This window comes from Pseudomonas sp. NyZ480 (assembly GCF_029537255.1).
Classification (GTDB): Bacteria; Pseudomonadota; Gammaproteobacteria; order Pseudomonadales; family Pseudomonadaceae; genus Aquipseudomonas; species Aquipseudomonas taiwanensis.
In genome coordinates this window covers 121,974-142,740 of sequence record NZ_CP120626.1, presented here as the reverse complement: position 1 = coordinate 142,740, position 20,767 = coordinate 121,974, and the positions used below count along the sequence as shown (strand labels likewise).

8 protein-coding genes, 4 tRNA genes and 7 rRNA genes are annotated in these 20,767 nt (G+C 55.1%); 4 read left to right on the top strand and 15 right to left on the bottom strand.

Annotation, left to right across the window (positions count from 1 at the left end; translation table 11 throughout):
* Positions 1-30 precede the first annotated feature (30 nt).
* Positions 31-372, top strand: a complete 342-nt coding sequence (locus P3R38_RS00680; RefSeq protein ID WP_023378073.1) for a hypothetical protein — start codon at positions 31-33, stop codon at positions 370-372.
* Positions 373-448: 76 nt separating this feature from the next.
* On the opposite strand, the gene lapD is transcribed toward P3R38_RS00680, so the two are convergent.
* Entirely contained in the window at positions 449-2,392 is a 1,944-nt protein-coding gene (gene lapD, locus P3R38_RS00675; protein WP_277686719.1) for a cyclic di-GMP receptor LapD, read from the bottom strand.
* 10 nt (positions 2,393-2,402) lie between these two features.
* Positions 2,403-3,146 carry a cysteine protease LapG gene (gene lapG / locus P3R38_RS00670; protein ID WP_177429831.1) on the bottom strand — a complete coding sequence of 248 codons (744 nt, stop codon included), beginning with the start codon at positions 3,144-3,146 and terminating at the stop codon, positions 2,403-2,405.
* Positions 3,147-3,366: 220 nt separating this feature from the next.
* Between lapG and P3R38_RS00665 the strand changes: the two genes are divergently transcribed.
* A complete protein-coding gene (locus tag P3R38_RS00665) occupies positions 3,367-4,056 on the top strand; it encodes a GntR family transcriptional regulator (RefSeq protein WP_277686718.1) in 690 nt (229 codons plus the stop codon).
* 95 nt (positions 4,057-4,151) lie between these two features.
* On the opposite strand, the gene rrf (P3R38_RS00660) is transcribed toward P3R38_RS00665, so the two are convergent.
* From rrf (P3R38_RS00660) to P3R38_RS00600, 13 genes are all read right to left on the bottom strand, one after another.
* A 5S ribosomal RNA gene (gene rrf, locus P3R38_RS00660) occupies positions 4,152-4,267 on the bottom strand.
* 109 nt (positions 4,268-4,376) lie between these two features.
* A 5S ribosomal RNA gene (gene rrf, locus P3R38_RS00655) occupies positions 4,377-4,492 on the bottom strand.
* A gap of 130 nt (positions 4,493-4,622) precedes the next feature.
* A 23S ribosomal RNA gene (locus P3R38_RS00650) occupies positions 4,623-7,514 on the bottom strand.
* A gap of 242 nt (positions 7,515-7,756) precedes the next feature.
* Positions 7,757-7,832: transfer RNA gene (locus P3R38_RS00645), tRNA-Ala, on the bottom strand.
* 26 nt (positions 7,833-7,858) lie between these two features.
* Positions 7,859-7,935, bottom strand: a tRNA-Ile gene (locus P3R38_RS00640).
* 86 nt (positions 7,936-8,021) lie between these two features.
* Positions 8,022-9,558, bottom strand: a 16S ribosomal RNA gene (locus tag P3R38_RS00635).
* Between the two features lie 442 nt (positions 9,559-10,000).
* Positions 10,001-10,116 (bottom strand): 5S ribosomal RNA (rrf, locus tag P3R38_RS00630).
* Between the two features lie 130 nt (positions 10,117-10,246).
* Positions 10,247-13,138 (bottom strand): 23S ribosomal RNA (locus P3R38_RS00625).
* A gap of 242 nt (positions 13,139-13,380) precedes the next feature.
* Positions 13,381-13,456, bottom strand: a tRNA-Ala gene (locus tag P3R38_RS00620).
* Between the two features lie 26 nt (positions 13,457-13,482).
* Positions 13,483-13,559: transfer RNA gene (locus tag P3R38_RS00615), tRNA-Ile, on the bottom strand.
* Positions 13,560-13,645: 86 nt separating this feature from the next.
* Positions 13,646-15,182: ribosomal RNA gene (locus tag P3R38_RS00610) — 16S ribosomal RNA — on the bottom strand.
* The 16S, 23S and 5S rRNA genes sit together here with 4 tRNA genes alongside, the layout of an rRNA operon.
* 547 nt (positions 15,183-15,729) lie before the next feature.
* Complete coding sequence (locus tag P3R38_RS00605; RefSeq protein WP_023378069.1) at positions 15,730-16,950, bottom strand: CaiB/BaiF CoA-transferase family protein; 1,221 nt, start codon at positions 16,948-16,950, stop codon at positions 15,730-15,732.
* 15 nt (positions 16,951-16,965) lie between these two features.
* Positions 16,966-18,147 carry an acyl-CoA dehydrogenase gene (locus P3R38_RS00600; RefSeq protein WP_023378068.1) on the bottom strand — a complete coding sequence of 394 codons (1,182 nt, stop codon included), beginning with the start codon at positions 18,145-18,147 and terminating at the stop codon, positions 16,966-16,968.
* Positions 18,148-18,309: 162 nt separating this feature from the next.
* Here P3R38_RS00600 and P3R38_RS00595 point away from each other — a divergent pair, with 162 nt between their 5' ends.
* Together P3R38_RS00595 and P3R38_RS00590 are read left to right on the top strand one after the other, a co-directional pair.
* On the top strand, positions 18,310-19,236 hold the full coding sequence (locus P3R38_RS00595) for a LysR family transcriptional regulator (RefSeq protein WP_023378066.1): 927 nt from the start codon (positions 18,310-18,312) through the stop codon (positions 19,234-19,236).
* Positions 19,237-19,644: 408 nt separating this feature from the next.
* The gene (locus tag P3R38_RS00590; RefSeq protein WP_023378065.1) at positions 19,645-20,766 is read left to right on the top strand and encodes a Re/Si-specific NAD(P)(+) transhydrogenase subunit alpha; all 1,122 of its coding nucleotides are present in this window, start codon (positions 19,645-19,647) and stop codon (positions 20,764-20,766) included.
* Position 20,767 lies beyond the last annotated feature (1 nt).

The window sequence follows — 20,767 nt, the reverse complement described above, 5'->3', positions numbered from 1 at the left end:
TAAGGAACCCAAGTGACGAGGACGGATGCCATGTTCTACGTGCAACGCGACAGTGAAGGGGAGTTGCTGCGGGTCGAGGCCGCCCCCTTCGAGGGCTTCGCGGAAATCCTCCCGGCCGACCATGCCGAGATCCAGGAGTGGTTTGCCGACGACGTCGTCGAAAACAGCCTCAAGCAACTCAAGCAGAGTGATCTGGACATGATCCGGGTGCTCGAGGACCTGATCGAGGTGCTGACCACCAAGGGGGTGATCAGCATCACCGACCTGCCCGTCGGCGCCCAGGCCAAGCTGCTCAACCGCTCAACGGCCCGTAGGGCATTGGGCAGCCTGAACAACCTGATCGAGGAGGAAAGCGAAGGTGGGTTGATCTGAGGGCGGGTGGGATGCAGGAGCCGCTGTCTTTGCTGGCCCAATCGCCGGCAAGCCGGCTCCTAGGATGCCCGTGTACTCATCGCCAGGGCGCAGGTTCGCCCACCAGTTGTCCTTGAACGCCCTCTACCCCCATTTCTCGCAGGACGCTCAGTTCCCCTTCCGTCTCTACCCGCTCGGCGATCAGTGGCAAGTCGATGCCATGCGCCGCCCGCTGGATGGCTTCGATGAACAGGCGCTTGTGCTGTTCCTGGTCGATGTTGCGGATGTAGCTTCCGTCCACCTTGAGGTAGGCAAGGCCCAGATTAGCCAGGTTGCCAATCATGCTGAAACGTCCGCCAAAGCGCTGTAACGCGAGGCCGAAGCCCAACCCACGCAGGCGCCGGGTCAATTGCTCGAGCATCGATTGTTCGGGCAGTTGCTCCTCTCCGATCTCGAAGATCAGCCGTGGCCCTAATGCAACGTTCTGGCCCAGAAGCTCATAGACTCGCCTCAGTGCTTCGGGGTCGGCCAGGGTTGCCCCGGACAGGTTCAGCGCCAGCACCTGGTCATGGCCACGCAGGTGGGCGAGCACTTTCTCCAGCATCAGCAGATCCAGCCGGGCCATCCAGCCAAAGCGCTCAAGCCAGGGCAGGAAACGGCCCGCCGTCAGTGCTTCGCCACGCCCGTCGTCAAGTCGGGAAATAACTTTATGGTGCAGCACTACTTCAGTGGATTGGCAGTCCACCACGGGCTGGAAGAACAATTCGAAATGGCCGTTGACGAAGGCCTTGTCCAGGCGCGAGTGCCAGTCGTGCTGGCTGTCCCCGGCCACGGCCGCCGCGCCCTGCTCAAGGCACACCCAGCCCGGTGTCGGTTGGTTCTCAGCCCTTGCCAGGGCCTCGTCCGCCAGTGTTAGCAGTGCCTGCGGTGCATCGCCTGGGGTGTAGGGTGCCAAGCCGATACAGGCGACCGGAGCGACATCGCTGGCCCCAGTGTCATGCAGACTGTGCAACGAAGCTTCGAGTGCCTGGGCCAGCTTCACCGCCTCTTCATGCACCATGCCTGGTGCAAGCACGGCGAATTCGCCTCCACGGCTGCGAGAAATCAGGTCTTTGGTTTCGGGAAAACCGGCACAGGTACGGCGCAGGTGCTCACCCACCGCCTGCAGCAACTGGTCCGTCCGCTGGCCACCCAATCGGGCATTGAGGCCTGCAAGATCCTGCACTCGAAGCAACAACAGATAGCCGGCTCGGGCTTCCTCAAGGTTGCTCACCTTGGCATTGAGCTGCATTTCGAAATAGCGTCTATTGGACAAGCCAGTGAGGCTGTCCTGGTATGACTCTGCTCGGAGTCGCTCGCTTCGCTCGGCCTGTTCGGTGAACAATGCCTTGAGCTTCTCGACCATCTGGTTCATGGCCTGCACCACACGGCGCAATTCTGGGGTACGTGGCAGCGGCGAGGTGAGGAACTCGCGGCGGGCAATGGCATGGGACTGCTCCACCATGTAGTCCAACGGTCGCAGTTGCCGACGCAGCAACAACGCGCCAAGCACCGCACTAGCCGCACCACACAGCAACAACCAGCCAAGGCTGCCTAACGCACTCTGCCAGAGCTTGGCGACGGCGAACATGGGGTGGCTCACCACCTCGACGCGCGCGGCCTGCTGCCAGCCGCGGCTGACGATGGCATCCCCACCTGCGGGTTCTAGGCCAATCATGCGCACGAACCAGCTCGGCACACCACTGCTGTCGGGCTCGGCGTGGCGCTCGACCAAGGTGGCGTTGGAGTCCAGATCGATAACTTTGATGCTTGCGTAGTAGCCACTGTCGAAAATCGAGCTGACCATCAGCTCGACCATCGCAGGGTCGTCGATATTGGGTGTCAGCGACAAGGCCAATGCAGTGGCTGCATCCTGCGCGTGTGAACGCAACTGGTTGACGTACTGGCTGCGCGAGCTTTCCAGGCTGACCACGAAGCTTCCACTGAAAGCGACCACCAGGAACAAGCAAATGGCCAACAGCAATTGTTTGAACAGTGACATCTGCGCTCCCTCAGTAAACCGGTTCGGCCGGGAACCCTTCGGCCTGCATTTTTTTCAACAGATCCTGCCAACGCGACAAGCGCTTGGTATCCCCTACCTTCTTGTTGCCCGTGGTACCGGTCAGCCACAGGCCCTCGCCGTTGAAGGCATACACCGGTAACAGGTCAGGACGCTGGCTCGCCGGCTTGATGGCATCCATCAGGCTATCGAGTACCAGCGGCTGGGCCTGTGGGCTTGAATAATAGGTCAGGACCATGTGAGCCCTGTTCTGCCGCAAGGCTTTGACGTAAGTGATGCGCAGCTTTTCACTGGGGATGCCCATACGCCGTAGGCTGAAGTACTTGGCGATAGCGTAGTCCTCACAATCGCCAGCGCCTTTGATCAAGGCCTGAATGGGCGTTGCCCAATAATCGACCTCACGCCACAAGTCGATGTCTTCGACGTAACGCAACTGCTGGTTGAAGAAGCGATTGACCACCTGCAACCGCTCAAGCTCACTGCCCTGCTGTTGTGTGGCCATCAACTGCTGCCAGGCATCGATACGGGCCTTTCCGGCACCCAGGGGGCCGTAGAGCGCCTGAGACTTGCGGCTGATCTGGGAGAAATCCCAGTCGGCGTGCAGAGCGCCCAGCAACAAGCCCCCCAGCAACGTGGCAAGGCCGAAACAACGCAAGACGGTTTTAAGTATCCAGGATATCGCCACTGCGAAGACCTGTTCAGGCCAGCCTAATGCAGCGATGGTGCGGCCTGCCAAGGCAAAAGACAATGGCGCGATGCAATCACGATGCCGATAGTCGGGCTAATCTAACTTTATTGTTAACTCGATATGTGTATTGCTTTCTTTGGTAGGCGACTTGCTCCACCATACCCGCGGTTTTGGGGCGCTCCCTGCTGTGTGGGCAGTGGTTTGACAAGCCTCCTTGCTCGTCACTAGTGTAATTGGATCCAACTTTAATCGTCGAGGCAGACTTCGCGTGGCCGAGAAATTCAAACTGAGCAAAGTGCTGGCCAGCGAACAGGTACCAGCACACCTGGCCCGTAGCATGATCGAAGAACGCTTGCGCAGTGCCATCCTAGACGGTCGTTTGCCTCCGGGAACAGCCCTGCGCCAACAGGAGCTCGCGACCCTGTTCGGTGTCAGCCGCATGCCAGTGCGTGAAGCTTTACGTCAGTTGGAAGCGCAGTCCCTGCTCAAGGTGGAAATGCATAAAGGGGCCGTGGTTGCGCCCTTGATCGGTGAAGATGCAGTCGATACCTACGAACTGCGGGTACTGTTGGAATCCGAGGCATTGCGCCAGTCGATCCCCCTGCTCAATGCCGATGACATTGCTCAGGCCCGTGGGTATATCCAGCAATTGGAAAGCGAAACCAGCCACGCCGAAATCGGTCGTCTCAATCGGCTGCTCCACATGGCACTGTACAACAAGGCGCCGAACCAAAAACTGCTGCGGCTGATCGAGAATGAACTCAACGAAGAAGAACGCTTCCTGCGCTTCCATCTGTCTTCGATGGGGCTGGGCAAATTGACCCAGGATGATCACAACGCCTTGGTCGATGCGGCCAGCGACAAGCTGGTGGACGAAGCGGTCACGGTGCTGGAAAAGCACCTCAATACAGCCGCTCGTGTGATCAGGGCCTACCTGGACAAGCAAACGGCCCGCTAAGTGTGCTCACCTGAAGCGCTTAGCAATTGACGTGACGATAAGCCAAAAAGGACAAAGCCCCTGTCTGCAACGCAGACAGGGGCTCTGGATTTGAATCTTGACGATGACCTACTCTCACATGGGGAAACCCCACACTACCATCGGCGATGCATCGTTTCACTGCTGAGTTCGGGATGGGATCAGGTGGTTCCAATGCTCTATGGTCGTCAAGAAATTCTGTGTGCCGATCCGTCCTGCGGACGCTTCAGCGAAAATCTATAACTTCTACTTAAAGACAAAACCCCTACCTGCTCGCGCAGATAGGGGTTTTGCGAAATGAATCTTGACGATGACCTACTCTCACATGGGGAAACCCCACACTACCATCGGCGATGCATCGTTTCACTACTGAGTTCGGGATGGGATCAGGTGGTTCCAATGCTCTATGGTCGTCAAGAAATTCTGTTGCCAGAATGTCGTGTAAACACTCTTGGCCAATTCGGATATGTGAATTTGTGGTCTTGCGAACTTTCGGTCGTTTCGTCTTCACCACCGCAATCTGCGTCGGCAAATTGCTTGGGTGTTATATGGTCAAGCCTCACGGGCAATTAGTATTGGTTAGCTCAACGCCTCACAGCGCTTACACACCCAACCTATCAACGTCGTAGTCTTCGACGGCCCTTTAGGGAACTCAAGGTTCCAGTGAGATCTCATCTTGAGGCAAGTTTCCCGCTTAGATGCTTTCAGCGGTTATCTCTTCCGAACATAGCTACCCGGCAATGCCACTGGCGTGACAACCGGAACACCAGAGGTTCGTCCACTCCGGTCCTCTCGTACTAGGAGCAGCCCCTCTCAAATCTCAAACGTCCACGGCAGATAGGGACCGAACTGTCTCACGACGTTCTAAACCCAGCTCGCGTACCACTTTAAATGGCGAACAGCCATACCCTTGGGACCGGCTTCAGCCCCAGGATGTGATGAGCCGACATCGAGGTGCCAAACACCGCCGTCGATATGAACTCTTGGGCGGTATCAGCCTGTTATCCCCGGAGTACCTTTTATCCGTTGAGCGATGGCCCTTCCATACAGAACCACCGGATCACTAAGACCTACTTTCGTACCTGCTCGACGTGTTTGTCTCGCAGTCAAGCGCGCTTTTGCCTTTATACTCTGCGACCGATTTCCGACCGGTCTGAGCGCACCTTCGTACTCCTCCGTTACTCTTTGGGAGGAGACCGCCCCAGTCAAACTACCCACCATACACTGTCCTCGATCCGGATAACGGACCTGAGTTAGAACCTCAAAGTTGCCAGGGTGGTATTTCAAGAATGGCTCCATGAGAACTGGCGTCCCCACTTCAAAGCCTCCCACCTATCCTACACAAGCAAATTCAAAGTCCAGTGCAAAGCTATAGTAAAGGTTCACGGGGTCTTTCCGTCTAGCCGCGGATACACTGCATCTTCACAGCGATTTCAATTTCACTGAGTCTCGGGTGGAGACAGCGCCGCCATCGTTACGCCATTCGTGCAGGTCGGAACTTACCCGACAAGGAATTTCGCTACCTTAGGACCGTTATAGTTACGGCCGCCGTTTACCGGGGCTTCGATCAAGAGCTTCGCTTGCGCTAACCCCATCAATTAACCTTCCGGCACCGGGCAGGCGTCACACCCTATACGTCCACTTTCGTGTTTGCAGAGTGCTGTGTTTTTAATAAACAGTCGCAGCGGCCTGGTATCTTCGACCGACATGGGCTTACGGAGCAAGTCCTTCACCCTCGTCGGCGCACCTTCTCCCGAAGTTACGGTGCCATTTTGCCTAGTTCCTTCACCCGAGTTCTCTCAAGCGCCTTGGTATTCTCTACCCGACCACCTGTGTCGGTTTGGGGTACGGTTCCCAGTTATCTGAAGCTTAGGAGCTTTTCTTGGAAGCATGGCATCAACCACTTCGTCGCCTAAAGGCAACTCGTCATCAGCTCTCGGCCTTAAGATCCCGGATTTGCCTAAGATCTCAGCCTACCACCTTAAACTTGGACAACCAACGCCAAGCTGGCCTAGCCTTCTCCGTCCCTCCATCGCAATAACTGGAAGTACAGGAATATTAACCTGTTTTCCATCGACTACGCTTTTCAGCCTCGCCTTAGGGACCGACTAACCCTGCGTCGATTAACGTTGCGCAGGAAACCTTGGTCTTTCGGCGTGGGAGTTTTTCACTCCCATTGTCGTTACTCATGTCAGCATTCGCACTTCTGATACCTCCAGCAAGCTTCTCAACTCACCTTCACAGGCTTACAGAACGCTCCTCTACCGCGTCATCAAAGATGACACCCGTAGCTTCGGTGCATGGTTTGAGCCCCGTTACATCTTCCGCGCAGGCCGACTCGACTAGTGAGCTATTACGCTTTCTTTAAAGGATGGCTGCTTCTAAGCCAACCTCCTAGCTGTCTAAGCCTTCCCACATCGTTTCCCACTTAACCATGACTTTGGGACCTTAGCTGACGGTCTGGGTTGTTTCCCTTTTCACGACGGACGTTAGCACCCGCCGTGTGTCTCCCATGCTCGGCACTTCCAGGTATTCGGAGTTTGCATCGGTTTGGTAAGTCGGGATGACCCCCTAGCCGAAACAGTGCTCTACCCCCTGGAGTGATACATGAGGCGCTACCTAAATAGCTTTCGAGGAGAACCAGCTATCTCCGAGCTTGATTAGCCTTTCACTCCGATCCACAGGTCATCCGCTAACTTTTCAACGGTAGTCGGTTCGGTCCTCCAGTCAGTGTTACCTAACCTTCAACCTGCCCATGGATAGATCGCCCGGTTTCGGGTCTATACCCAGCGACTAAACGCCCTATTAAGACTCGCTTTCGCTACGCCTCCCCTATTCGGTTAAGCTCGCCACTGAATATAAGTCGCTGACCCATTATACAAAAGGTACGCAGTCACCTAACAAAGTAGGCTCCCACTGCTTGTACGCATACGGTTTCAGGTTCTATTTCACTCCCCTCTCCGGGGTTCTTTTCGCCTTTCCCTCACGGTACTGGTTCACTATCGGTCAGTCAGTAGTATTTAGCCTTGGAGGATGGTCCCCCCATGTTCAGACAAAGTTTCTCGTGCTCCGTCCTACTCGATTTCATTGATAAGAGATTTTCGTGTACGGGGCTATCACCCACTATGGCCGCACTTTCCAGAGCGTTCCACTAATCTCAAATCAACTTAAGGGCTGGTCCCCGTTCGCTCGCCACTACTAAGGGAATCTCGGTTGATTTCTTTTCCTCAGGGTACTTAGATGTTTCAGTTCCCCTGGTTCGCCTCTTGCACCTATGTATTCAGTACAAGATAACCAGCTTATGCTGGCTGGGTTCCCCCATTCAGAGATCTCTGGATCACAGTCTGTTTGCCGACTCCCCAAAGCTTATCGCAGGCTACCACGTCTTTCATCGCCTCTGACTGCCAAGGCATCCACCGTATGCGCTTCTTCACTTGACCATATAACCCCAAGCAATCTGGTTATACTGTGAAGACGACATTCGCCGAAAATTCGCATGTTGCTCAATTAAGAGCAGAACTCACAAATTTTACCTTAGCCTGACATCACACCAGTGAAAGTGCGTGTCAGTCTATCTATCACATATCCGAATTTTTAAAGAACGATCTGACAAAAGTCAGAAATCAACATTCGATCTGAATGTTCATTTCTAAGTTCTGAGCAGCTGTACAACCTGAAAGAGTGGTGGAGCCAAGCGGGATCGAACCGCTGACCTCCTGCGTGCAAGGCAGGCGCTCTCCCAGCTGAGCTATGGCCCCGTGTGTTCTAGGCCGCACCAAGTAATTGGTAGGTCTGGGCAGATTTGAACTGCCGACCTCACCCTTATCAGGGGTGCGCTCTAACCAACTGAGCTACAGACCTATAACAGGGTCGCGTTACAGCATCGTCTTTATACAAAGAATCAAGCAATTCGTGTGGGAGCTCATCAGTAGGCTGATGTCGTCGATTAAGGAGGTGATCCAGCCGCAGGTTCCCCTACGGCTACCTTGTTACGACTTCACCCCAGTCATGAATCACACCGTGGTAACCGTCCTCCCGAAGGTTAGACTAGCTACTTCTGGTGCAACCCACTCCCATGGTGTGACGGGCGGTGTGTACAAGGCCCGGGAACGTATTCACCGCGACATTCTGATTCGCGATTACTAGCGATTCCGACTTCACGCAGTCGAGTTGCAGACTGCGATCCGGACTACGATCGGTTTTGTGAGATTAGCTCCACCTCGCGGCTTGGCAACCCTCTGTACCGACCATTGTAGCACGTGTGTAGCCCAGGCCGTAAGGGCCATGATGACTTGACGTCATCCCCACCTTCCTCCGGTTTGTCACCGGCAGTCTCCTTAGAGTGCCCACCATAACGTGCTGGTAACTAAGGACAAGGGTTGCGCTCGTTACGGGACTTAACCCAACATCTCACGACACGAGCTGACGACAGCCATGCAGCACCTGTGTCAGAGTTCCCGAAGGCACCAATCCATCTCTGGAAAGTTCTCTGCATGTCAAGGCCTGGTAAGGTTCTTCGCGTTGCTTCGAATTAAACCACATGCTCCACCGCTTGTGCGGGCCCCCGTCAATTCATTTGAGTTTTAACCTTGCGGCCGTACTCCCCAGGCGGTCAACTTAATGCGTTAGCTGCGCCACTAAAATCTCAAGGATTCCAACGGCTAGTTGACATCGTTTACGGCGTGGACTACCAGGGTATCTAATCCTGTTTGCTCCCCACGCTTTCGCACCTCAGTGTCAGTATCAGTCCAGGTGGTCGCCTTCGCCACTGGTGTTCCTTCCTATATCTACGCATTTCACCGCTACACAGGAAATTCCACCACCCTCTACCGTACTCTAGCTCGCCAGTTTTGGATGCAGTTCCCAGGTTGAGCCCGGGGCTTTCACATCCAACTTAACGAACCACCTACGCGCGCTTTACGCCCAGTAATTCCGATTAACGCTTGCACCCTCTGTATTACCGCGGCTGCTGGCACAGAGTTAGCCGGTGCTTATTCTGTCGGTAACGTCAAAACAGCAAGGTATTAGCTTACTGCCCTTCCTCCCAACTTAAAGTGCTTTACAATCCGAAGACCTTCTTCACACACGCGGCATGGCTGGATCAGGCTTTCGCCCATTGTCCAATATTCCCCACTGCTGCCTCCCGTAGGAGTCTGGACCGTGTCTCAGTTCCAGTGTGACTGATCATCCTCTCAGACCAGTTACGGATCGTCGCCTTGGTGAGCCATTACCTCACCAACTAGCTAATCCGACCTAGGCTCATCTGATAGCGCAAGGCCCGAAGGTCCCCTGCTTTCTCCCGTAGGACGTATGCGGTATTAGCGTTCCTTTCGAAACGTTGTCCCCCACTACCAGGCAGATTCCTAGGCATTACTCACCCGTCCGCCGCTGAATCAAGGAGCAAGCTCCCGTCATCCGCTCGACTTGCATGTGTTAGGCCTGCCGCCAGCGTTCAATCTGAGCCATGATCAAACTCTTCAGTTCAATACTGCTTGGGTTTTTAAGAAACCCTAAACTTGGCTCAGCAATCTCAAATGACTATGTGATTTCTCGCATGGTCACTTGTGATGCTGATAATCTTTGTGACTATCAGTCCGTACTCACAAGCACCCACACGAATTGCTTGATTCGATTTGTTAAAGAGCGTTTGGCTAAGAGCGTTTCGTCTCAACCGAGGCGCGCATTCTACGCTTTCCTCATTTACTGTCAAGCGTTTATTTTGAAGTTTTTTGCGAGAAACTCGTTTAGCTTCAAACACTTAACTCGCTGCGATCTCTCGTAGCGGGAGGCGAATAATACAGCATCCAGAAATGCTGTCAACCCCCTTTTCCTTGCCAGCCCATCGGCTGTCCAGGACGAAGCATCTGCTTCTACTTAAAGACAAAACCCCTACCTGCTCACGCAGATAGGGGTTTTGCGAAATGAATCTTGACGATGACCTACTCTCACATGGGGAAACCCCACACTACCATCGGCGATGCATCGTTTCACTGCTGAGTTCGGGATGGGATCAGGTGGTTCCAATGCTCTATGGTCGTCAAGAAATTCTGTTGCCAGAATGTCGTGTAAACACTCTTGGCCAATTCGGATATGTGAATTTGTGGTCTTGCGAACTTTCGGTCGTTTCGTCTTCACCACCGCAATCTGCGTCGGCAAATTGCTTGGGTGTTATATGGTCAAGCCTCACGGGCAATTAGTATTGGTTAGCTCAACGCCTCACAGCGCTTACACACCCAACCTATCAACGTCGTAGTCTTCGACGGCCCTTTAGGGAACTCAAGGTTCCAGTGAGATCTCATCTTGAGGCAAGTTTCCCGCTTAGATGCTTTCAGCGGTTATCTCTTCCGAACATAGCTACCCGGCAATGCCACTGGCGTGACAACCGGAACACCAGAGGTTCGTCCACTCCGGTCCTCTCGTACTAGGAGCAGCCCCTCTCAAATCTCAAACGTCCACGGCAGATAGGGACCGAACTGTCTCACGACGTTCTAAACCCAGCTCGCGTACCACTTTAAATGGCGAACAGCCATACCCTTGGGACCGGCTTCAGCCCCAGGATGTGATGAGCCGACATCGAGGTGCCAAACACCGCCGTCGATATGAACTCTTGGGCGGTATCAGCCTGTTATCCCCGGAGTACCTTTTATCCGTTGAGCGATGGCCCTTCCATACAGAACCACCGGATCACTAAGACCTACTTTCGTACCTGCTCGACGTGTTTGTCTCGCAGTCAAGCGCGCTTTTGCCTTTATACTCTGCGACCGATTTCCGACCGGTCTGAGCGCACCTTCGTACTCCTCCGTTACTCTTTGGGAGGAGACCGCCCCAGTCAAACTACCCACCATACACTGTCCTCGATCCGGATAACGGACCTGAGTTAGAACCTCAAAGTTGCCAGGGTGGTATTTCAAGAATGGCTCCATGAGAACTGGCGTCCCCACTTCAAAGCCTCCCACCTATCCTACACAAGCAAATTCAAAGTCCAGTGCAAAGCTATAGTAAAGGTTCACGGGGTCTTTCCGTCTAGCCGCGGATACACTGCATCTTCACAGCGATTTCAATTTCACTGAGTCTCGGGTGGAGACAGCGCCGCCATCGTTACGCCATTCGTGCAGGTCGGAACTTACCCGACAAGGAATTTCGCTACCTTAGGACCGTTATAGTTACGGCCGCCGTTTACCGGGGCTTCGATCAAGAGCTTCGCTTGCGCTAACCCCATCAATTAACCTTCCGGCACCGGGCAGGCGTCACACCCTATACGTCCACTTTCGTGTTTGCAGAGTGCTGTGTTTTTAATAAACAGTCGCAGCGGCCTGGTATCTTCGACCGACATGGGCTTACGGAGCAAGTCCTTCACCCTCGTCGGCGCACCTTCTCCCGAAGTTACGGTGCCATTTTGCCTAGTTCCTTCACCCGAGTTCTCTCAAGCGCCTTGGTATTCTCTACCCGACCACCTGTGTCGGTTTGGGGTACGGTTCCCAGTTATCTGAAGCTTAGGAGCTTTTCTTGGAAGCATGGCATCAACCACTTCGTCGCCTAAAGGCAACTCGTCATCAGCTCTCGGCCTTAAGATCCCGGATTTGCCTAAGATCTCAGCCTACCACCTTAAACTTGGACAACCAACGCCAAGCTGGCCTAGCCTTCTCCGTCCCTCCATCGCAATAACTGGAAGTACAGGAATATTAACCTGTTTTCCATCGACTACGCTTTTCAGCCTCGCCTTAGGGACCGACTAACCCTGCGTCGATTAACGTTGCGCAGGAAACCTTGGTCTTTCGGCGTGGGAGTTTTTCACTCCCATTGTCGTTACTCATGTCAGCATTCGCACTTCTGATACCTCCAGCAAGCTTCTCAACTCACCTTCACAGGCTTACAGAACGCTCCTCTACCGCGTCATCAAAGATGACACCCGTAGCTTCGGTGCATGGTTTGAGCCCCGTTACATCTTCCGCGCAGGCCGACTCGACTAGTGAGCTATTACGCTTTCTTTAAAGGATGGCTGCTTCTAAGCCAACCTCCTAGCTGTCTAAGCCTTCCCACATCGTTTCCCACTTAACCATGACTTTGGGACCTTAGCTGACGGTCTGGGTTGTTTCCCTTTTCACGACGGACGTTAGCACCCGCCGTGTGTCTCCCATGCTCGGCACTTCCAGGTATTCGGAGTTTGCATCGGTTTGGTAAGTCGGGATGACCCCCTAGCCGAAACAGTGCTCTACCCCCTGGAGTGATACATGAGGCGCTACCTAAATAGCTTTCGAGGAGAACCAGCTATCTCCGAGCTTGATTAGCCTTTCACTCCGATCCACAGGTCATCCGCTAACTTTTCAACGGTAGTCGGTTCGGTCCTCCAGTCAGTGTTACCTAACCTTCAACCTGCCCATGGATAGATCGCCCGGTTTCGGGTCTATACCCAGCGACTAAACGCCCTATTAAGACTCGCTTTCGCTACGCCTCCCCTATTCGGTTAAGCTCGCCACTGAATATAAGTCGCTGACCCATTATACAAAAGGTACGCAGTCACCTAACAAAGTAGGCTCCCACTGCTTGTACGCATACGGTTTCAGGTTCTATTTCACTCCCCTCTCCGGGGTTCTTTTCGCCTTTCCCTCACGGTACTGGTTCACTATCGGTCAGTCAGTAGTATTTAGCCTTGGAGGATGGTCCCCCCATGTTCAGACAAAGTTTCTCGTGCTCCGTCCTACTCGATTTCATTGATAAGAGATTTTCGTGTACGGGGCTATCACCCACTATGGCCGCACTTTCCAGAGCGTTCCACTAATCTCAAATCAACTTAAGGGCTGGTCCCCGTTCGCTCGCCACTACTAAGGGAATCTCGGTTGATTTCTTTTCCTCAGGGTACTTAGATGTTTCAGTTCCCCTGGTTCGCCTCTTGCACCTATGTATTCAGTACAAGATAACCAGCTTATGCTGGCTGGGTTCCCCCATTCAGAGATCTCTGGATCACAGTCTGTTTGCCGACTCCCCAAAGCTTATCGCAGGCTACCACGTCTTTCATCGCCTCTGACTGCCAAGGCATCCACCGTATGCGCTTCTTCACTTGACCATATAACCCCAAGCAATCTGGTTATACTGTGAAGACGACATTCGCCGAAAATTCGCATGTTGCTCAATTAAGAGCAGAACTCACAAATTTTACCTTAGCCTGACATCACACCAGTGAAAGTGCGTGTCAGTCTATCTATCACATATCCGAATTTTTAAAGAACGATCTGACAAAAGTCAGAAATCAACATTCGATCTGAATGTTCATTTCTAAGTTCTGAGCAGCTGTACAACCTGAAAGAGTGGTGGAGCCAAGCGGGATCGAACCGCTGACCTCCTGCGTGCAAGGCAGGCGCTCTCCCAGCTGAGCTATGGCCCCGTGTGTTCTAGGCCGCACCAAGTAATTGGTAGGTCTGGGCAGATTTGAACTGCCGACCTCACCCTTATCAGGGGTGCGCTCTAACCAACTGAGCTACAGACCTATAACAGGGTCGCGTTACAGCATCGTCTTTATACAAAGAATCAAGCAATTCGTGTGGGAGCTCATCAGCAGGCTGATGTCGTCGATTAAGGAGGTGATCCAGCCGCAGGTTCCCCTACGGCTACCTTGTTACGACTTCACCCCAGTCATGAATCACACCGTGGTAACCGTCCTCCCGAAGGTTAGACTAGCTACTTCTGGTGCAACCCACTCCCATGGTGTGACGGGCGGTGTGTACAAGGCCCGGGAACGTATTCACCGCGACATTCTGATTCGCGATTACTAGCGATTCCGACTTCACGCAGTCGAGTTGCAGACTGCGATCCGGACTACGATCGGTTTTGTGAGATTAGCTCCACCTCGCGGCTTGGCAACCCTCTGTACCGACCATTGTAGCACGTGTGTAGCCCAGGCCGTAAGGGCCATGATGACTTGACGTCATCCCCACCTTCCTCCGGTTTGTCACCGGCAGTCTCCTTAGAGTGCCCACCATAACGTGCTGGTAACTAAGGACAAGGGTTGCGCTCGTTACGGGACTTAACCCAACATCTCACGACACGAGCTGACGACAGCCATGCAGCACCTGTGTCAGAGTTCCCGAAGGCACCAATCCATCTCTGGAAAGTTCTCTGCATGTCAAGGCCTGGTAAGGTTCTTCGCGTTGCTTCGAATTAAACCACATGCTCCACCGCTTGTGCGGGCCCCCGTCAATTCATTTGAGTTTTAACCTTGCGGCCGTACTCCCCAGGCGGTCAACTTAATGCGTTAGCTGCGCCACTAAAATCTCAAGGATTCCAACGGCTAGTTGACATCGTTTACGGCGTGGACTACCAGGGTATCTAATCCTGTTTGCTCCCCACGCTTTCGCACCTCAGTGTCAGTATCAGTCCAGGTGGTCGCCTTCGCCACTGGTGTTCCTTCCTATATCTACGCATTTCACCGCTACACAGGAAATTCCACCACCCTCTACCGTACTCTAGCTCGCCAGTTTTGGATGCAGTTCCCAGGTTGAGCCCGGGGCTTTCACATCCAACTTAACGAACCACCTACGCGCGCTTTACGCCCAGTAATTCCGATTAACGCTTGCACCCTCTGTATTACCGCGGCTGCTGGCACAGAGTTAGCCGGTGCTTATTCTGTCGGTAACGTCAAAACAGCAAGGTATTAGCTTACTGCCCTTCCTCCCAACTTAAAGTGCTTTACAATCCGAAGACCTTCTTCACACACGCGGCATGGCTGGATCAGGCTTTCGCCCATTGTCCAATATTCCCCACTGCTGCCTCCCGTAGGAGTCTGGACCGTGTCTCAGTTCCAGTGTGACTGATCATCCTCTCAGACCAGTTACGGATCGTCGCCTTGGTGAGCCATTACCTCACCAACTAGCTAATCCGACCTAGGCTCATCTGATAGCGCAAGGCCCGAAGGTCCCCTGCTTTCTCCCGTAGGACGTATGCGGTATTAGCGTTCCTTTCGAAACGTTGTCCCCCACTACCAGGCAGATTCCTAGGCATTACTCACCCGTCCGCCGCTGAATCAAGGAGCAAGCTCCCGTCATCCGCTCGACTTGCATGTGTTAGGCCTGCCGCCAGCGTTCAATCTGAGCCATGATCAAACTCTTCAGTTCAATACTGCTTGGGTTTTTAAGAAACCCTAAACTTGGCTCAGCAATCTCAAATGACTATGTGATTTCTCGCATGGTCACTTGTGATGCTGATAATCTTTGTGACTATCAGTCCATACTCACAAGCACCCACACGAATTGCTTGATTCGATTTGTTAAAGAGCGTTTGGCTAAGAGCGTTTCGTCTCAACCGAGGCGCGCATTCTACGCTTTCCTCATTTGCTGTCAAGCGTTTATTTTGAAGTTTTTTGCGAGAAACTCGTTTAGCTTCAAACACTTGACCCGCTGCGATCTCTCGTAGCGGGAGGCGAATAATACAGCGTTTTAAAACGCTGTCAACCACCTCTTTCAGTCCTTCCGATTGCTTTCTAAACGCTCAACCTGTTGATTAACAAGGAGTTTTTCGTTTCGACTGCGTCGGAAGTGGGGCGCATTATAAGGGGATTCGAGAGGCCGTCAACCTTTTAATTCCAAGAAACTTCAATACCGCTTAAAAAGCCAAGCGGGGAGGCCTGACGGCCTCCCCGCTTAGCGCTCACCTTCCATCACCTCAAAGCACACCCGCATCACGCAATCGCTGGACCTCACCCGCATCCAATCCCAACAGCTGATGCAATACGGCCTCGGTGTGCTCACCCAACAGAGGCGGCGCATGGCGGTATTCCACTGGCGTCTGCGATAACCGAATGGGACTAGCCACCTGGGGCACCTTGCCTGCCAACGGGTGATCAAGACTCACTGACAACCCTCGAGCGACCACCTGCGGATCCTGGAACATCTGCGCCAGATCGTTGATCGGCCCACACGGCACGCCTGCTGCCTCCAGCTGACTGACCCACTCGGCCGTGGTCTTGAACACAGTAGCCTGACGGATCAATGGGATCAGCTCGGCCCGGTTGGCGACGCGCTGCTTATTCGTTGCGAAACGCGGATCGTCAGCCCACTGTGGCTGCCCAGCCACTTCCGCAAACTTGCGGAACTGCCCATCGTTGCCCACGGTAAGGATGAAATCGCCATCCGCGGTCGGGAAATCCTGATAAGGCACGATATTTGGGTGAGCGTTGCCCAACCGCTTTGGCGGGATGCCTGTCGTCAGGTAGTTCATCGCCTGGTTGGCCAGGCAGGCCACCTGCACATCCAGCAGCGCCATATCGATGTACTGCCCGGTACCGGACTGGTCGCGGTGGGCGAGGGCGGCGAGTATCGCCACAGTGGAGTACAACCCGGTCAATATGTCGGTCAGGGCCACACCCACCTTTACCGGACCCGCCCCCTCCTCACCCTCGGGTCGCCCGGTCAGGCTCATCAGCCCACCCAGCCCCTGGATCATGAAGTCATAGCCAGCACGCTTGGCATAAGGCCCTGTTTGGCCAAACCCGGTAATCGAACAATAGATGAGCGTCGGGTTCACCGCCTTGAGGCTTTGATAATCCAACCCATAAGCCGCTAGCCCGCCAACCTTGAAGTTCTCGATGACAATGTCCGACTTGGCCGCAAGCTCACGCACCAGGCGCTGCCCCTGGGGCTGCGTGAAGTCGATGGTCACCGATCTTTTGTTGCGGTTGGCCGAGAGGTAATAAGCCGCCTCGCTGGTGTTTTCACCTTGGACGTCCTTCAGGAAAGGAGGCCCCCAAGCCCTTGTATCGTCGCCGCTGCCTGGCCGCTCCACCTTGATCACATCAGCACCAAGGTCGGCCAGGATCTGGCCGGCCCAGGGCCCGGCCAACACACGCGAAAGGTCTAGCACCCGCAAATGTGAAAGCGCGCCCATGGGCTGGCTCCTCGATCAGTAGAAGGCCTGAATGCCGGTCTGCGCACGACCGAGGATTAGCGCATGCACGTCATGCGTGCCCTCGTAGGTGTTGACGACCTCCAGATTCACCAGATGACGCGCAACCCCGAATTCGTCAGAGATGCCATTGCCACCCAACATGTCGCGCGCCATGCGCGCAATGTCCAGGGCCTTGCCACAGGAGTTGCGTTTCATGATCGAGGTAATCTCGACGGCGGCCGTGCCTTCGTCCTTCATACGACCCAGGCGCAAGCAACCCTGCAGCGCCAGCGTGATTTCTGTCTGCATGTCGGCCAGCTTCTTCTGGATCAACTGGTTGGCAGCCAGTGGGCGCCCGAACTGCTGACGATCCAGAGTGTACTGGCGCGCAGTGTGCCAACAGGCTTCAGCAGCCCCAAGGGCGCCCCAGGAGATGCCGTAGCGTGCCGAGTTCAAGCACGTGAACGGGCCTTTCAGGCCACGGACATCCGGGAAGATGTTTTCCTCAGGCACGAAGACGTTGTCCATCACGATCTCGCCGGTAATCGACGCACGCAGGCCAACCTTGCCATGAATCGCCGGGGCACTGAGGCCCTGCCAACCTTTCTCCAGGACGAAACCACGAATATCGCCCGCATCATCCTTGGCCCACACCACGAACACATCGGCGATCGGGCTGTTAGTGATCCACATCTTGCTGCCCGTAAGGCGATAGCCGCCTTCAACCTTCTTGGCACGGGTAATCATCGAACCTGGGTCGGAACCATGGTTAGGCTCGGTCAACCCGAAGCAACCGACCCACTCACCGCTGGCCAGCTTGGGCAGGTACTTCTGCTTTTGTGCCTCGGTGCCGAACTCGTTGATCGGCACCATCACCAAGGACGACTGAACACTCATCATCGAACGATAGCCCGAGTCGATGCGTTCCACCTCGCGGGCGATCAGGCCATAGCACACATAATTGAGACCGCTGCCACCGTACTGCTCCGGGATGGTCGCACCCAGCAGGCCGACCTCGCCCATCTCGCGGAAAATCGCTGGGTCTGTCCGCTCATGCCGGAAGGCTTCCAACACACGGGGCGCCAACTTGTCCTGGGCGAACTGATAAGCGCTGTCACGCACCATGCGCTCTTCTTCAGTGAGCTGCTGATCGAGCAGCAGTGGGTCGATCCAGTTGAAGCTTGCTTTACCAGCCATGAGCGAGATCCTCGAAATAGGGGAGGTAGTTCTTGTGCCCTTGATCCTAGGCCTGATCTGCGCCCTCTACAAACGAGGATTGCGCACCATTAAGTGATAATTTGTCACTCCGTAGCCAGCAGACTCCTTATACCGCCTGCCGAACGAGTGAGGTTGACGTACATGCGCCGCAAGATACCCAGTACCGCCGCCCTGGTTTGCTTCGAGGCAGCAGCCCGCCACGAAAGCTTCACCAAGGCCGCACATGAACTTGCCCTGACACAAGGCGCCGTTTGTCGGCAAATAGGCGGCCTGGAGGCATTCCTGAACGTCGAGCTGTTCCGCCGCTCTCGACGCGGCGTAAAGCTAACCGAGGCAGGTTTGTCCTACAGTCGGCAAGTCGCCGCGCAGCTAGACGCGGTGGAACGCGATACCTTGTCGGTCATGCGCCAGCAGGGCGCGAACGTAATCGAATTGGCGGTGGTGCCAACTTTCGGCACACAGTGGTTGCTGCCCCGACTCAAGGACTTCCAGCAGCGCACCCCCGATGTCACCGTCAACCTGACCAACCGCACTCGGCCCTTCCTGTTCGCCGATACAGCCTTTGACGCCGCCATCTATTTTGGTGATGCCGATTGGCCTGGTACCCAGGCTCACCGCCTAATGGGCGAAAATCCAGTCCCTGTGTGCAGCCCAAACCTGCTGGGCGGGGAGGGCAGACTGGACGCGCGGCGCATCGCCGAGCTCCCTTTGCTGCAGCAGACCACCCGCCCCTATGCCTGGAGGCAGTGGTTCGGCAGCCTGGGCATTAATGTCGAAGGCGACATGACAGGCCCACGCTATGAACTATTCTCCATGCTTGCCCAAGCAGCCATGCATGAGATGGGGGTTGCGCTCATCCCTCCATTTTTGATTCAGCACGAGCTGGATGAGGGTAGGCTGGTGCAGGCCAATGGGCACGCACTGACGAGCGACAAGGCCTATTACCTCATGATCCCTGAACGCAAGGTCGAATCCGCTTCCCTGCGCGCATTCCGCGACTGGCTACTGCAACAGGCGCAACTGTTCACGGCAGCGCAGACGGGCAGAACGCCTTCCCGACCTTTGTAGTCAATTATTTTTAACACCTACAGATATAATTATTTGTCGCAAAACAGCAAACTGTTCAGGTGAACCGAAAAAGCTGCTGAAAGCTGCCAAGGACGCGGCCTCCAGCAGTATTTGCGACATTTGCAGGCCTGTCAGCGAAATCTCTGCAAAAAATTTCAAAATTTCCCCTAATCTGCCAATTGCCCGTATTTGACGGGCTGCATCCCGCCCCTTGCGACATACGGTCACAGGGTGACTTGTAGTTTTAAGTTCGTATCGCTTCAGAACCGGTTGAAGGGCTCCGGGTTCGTCTGCAAAATGCTTCGCCCGCCCGTAAACAGGCGGCTCGGCGCTTATCGGCCACACCAGCGCACCACCCGTAGTGCGCTGGATTCACAAAGACAAAAGGTCACCGCAGGAGACAAAGTCGTGCACATTGGTGTTCCTCTCGAGACGCAGACCGGTGAGACAAGGGTCGCTGCGACCCCAGAAACCATCAAGAAACTGATTGGCCAAGGCCATCAGGTCACCGTCCAACGGGGGGCAGGGCTTAACGCCAGCATTCCGGACAGTGCCTATGAGGCCGTGGGAGCTTCCCTGGGAAGCGCTGCCGATGCCTACGGCGCCCAACTGGTCCTCAAGGTCGTTGCCCCCAACGACGAGGAGCTTGCGCAGATCAACAGTGGCAGCCTCCTGGTGGGCATGCTCAACCCCTTCAACAACGAGCTGATCGCCAAGATGGCCGAGCGCGGTATCACCGCCTTCGCCCTGGAAGCCGCACCTCGCACGTCACGGGCTCAAAGCCTCGACGTGCTGTCGTCGCAAGCCAACATCGCCGGTTACAAGGCCGTGCTGCTGGCAGCTCACCACTACCCGCGCTTCATGCCGATGCTCATGACTGCCGCCGGCACCGTGAAGGCCGCCCGTGTCCTGATTCTTGGCGCAGGCGTAGCTGGCCTTCAGGCCATCGCGACGGCCAAACGCCTGGGGGCAGTGATCGAGGCTTCGGACGTTCGCCCCGCGGTGAAGGAGCAGATCGAGTCGCTCGGCGCCAAGTTCATCGACGTGCCCTACGAAACCGATGAAGAGCGTGAGTGCGCCGAAGGGGTAGGCGGTTATGCGCGTCCGATGCCGGCCAGTTGGATGCAGCGCCAGGCTCAGGCCGTACACGAACGCGCCAAACAGGCCGACATCGTCATCACCACCGCACTGATCCCCGGCCGCAAGGCACCGACCCTGCTCAGCGCCGAAACCGTGGCGCAGATGAAGCCGGGCTCGGTGGTCATCGACCTGGCAGCCGCCCAAGGCGGCAACTGCCCGCTGACCGTTGCCGATCAAGTAGTGATGGAGAACGGTGTGACCATCGTTGGCCCCACCAACTTGCCCGCTCAAGTCGGTGCCGATGCCTCGGCGTTGTACGCACGCAACCTGCTGGACTTCATGAAGCTGCTGTTCGACAAGGACGGCGCGCTGGTCATCAACCTCGAAGACGACATCGTCGCGGCCTGCCTCATGTGCCGTGATGGCCAGGTCGTCCGCAAGAACGGCTAAG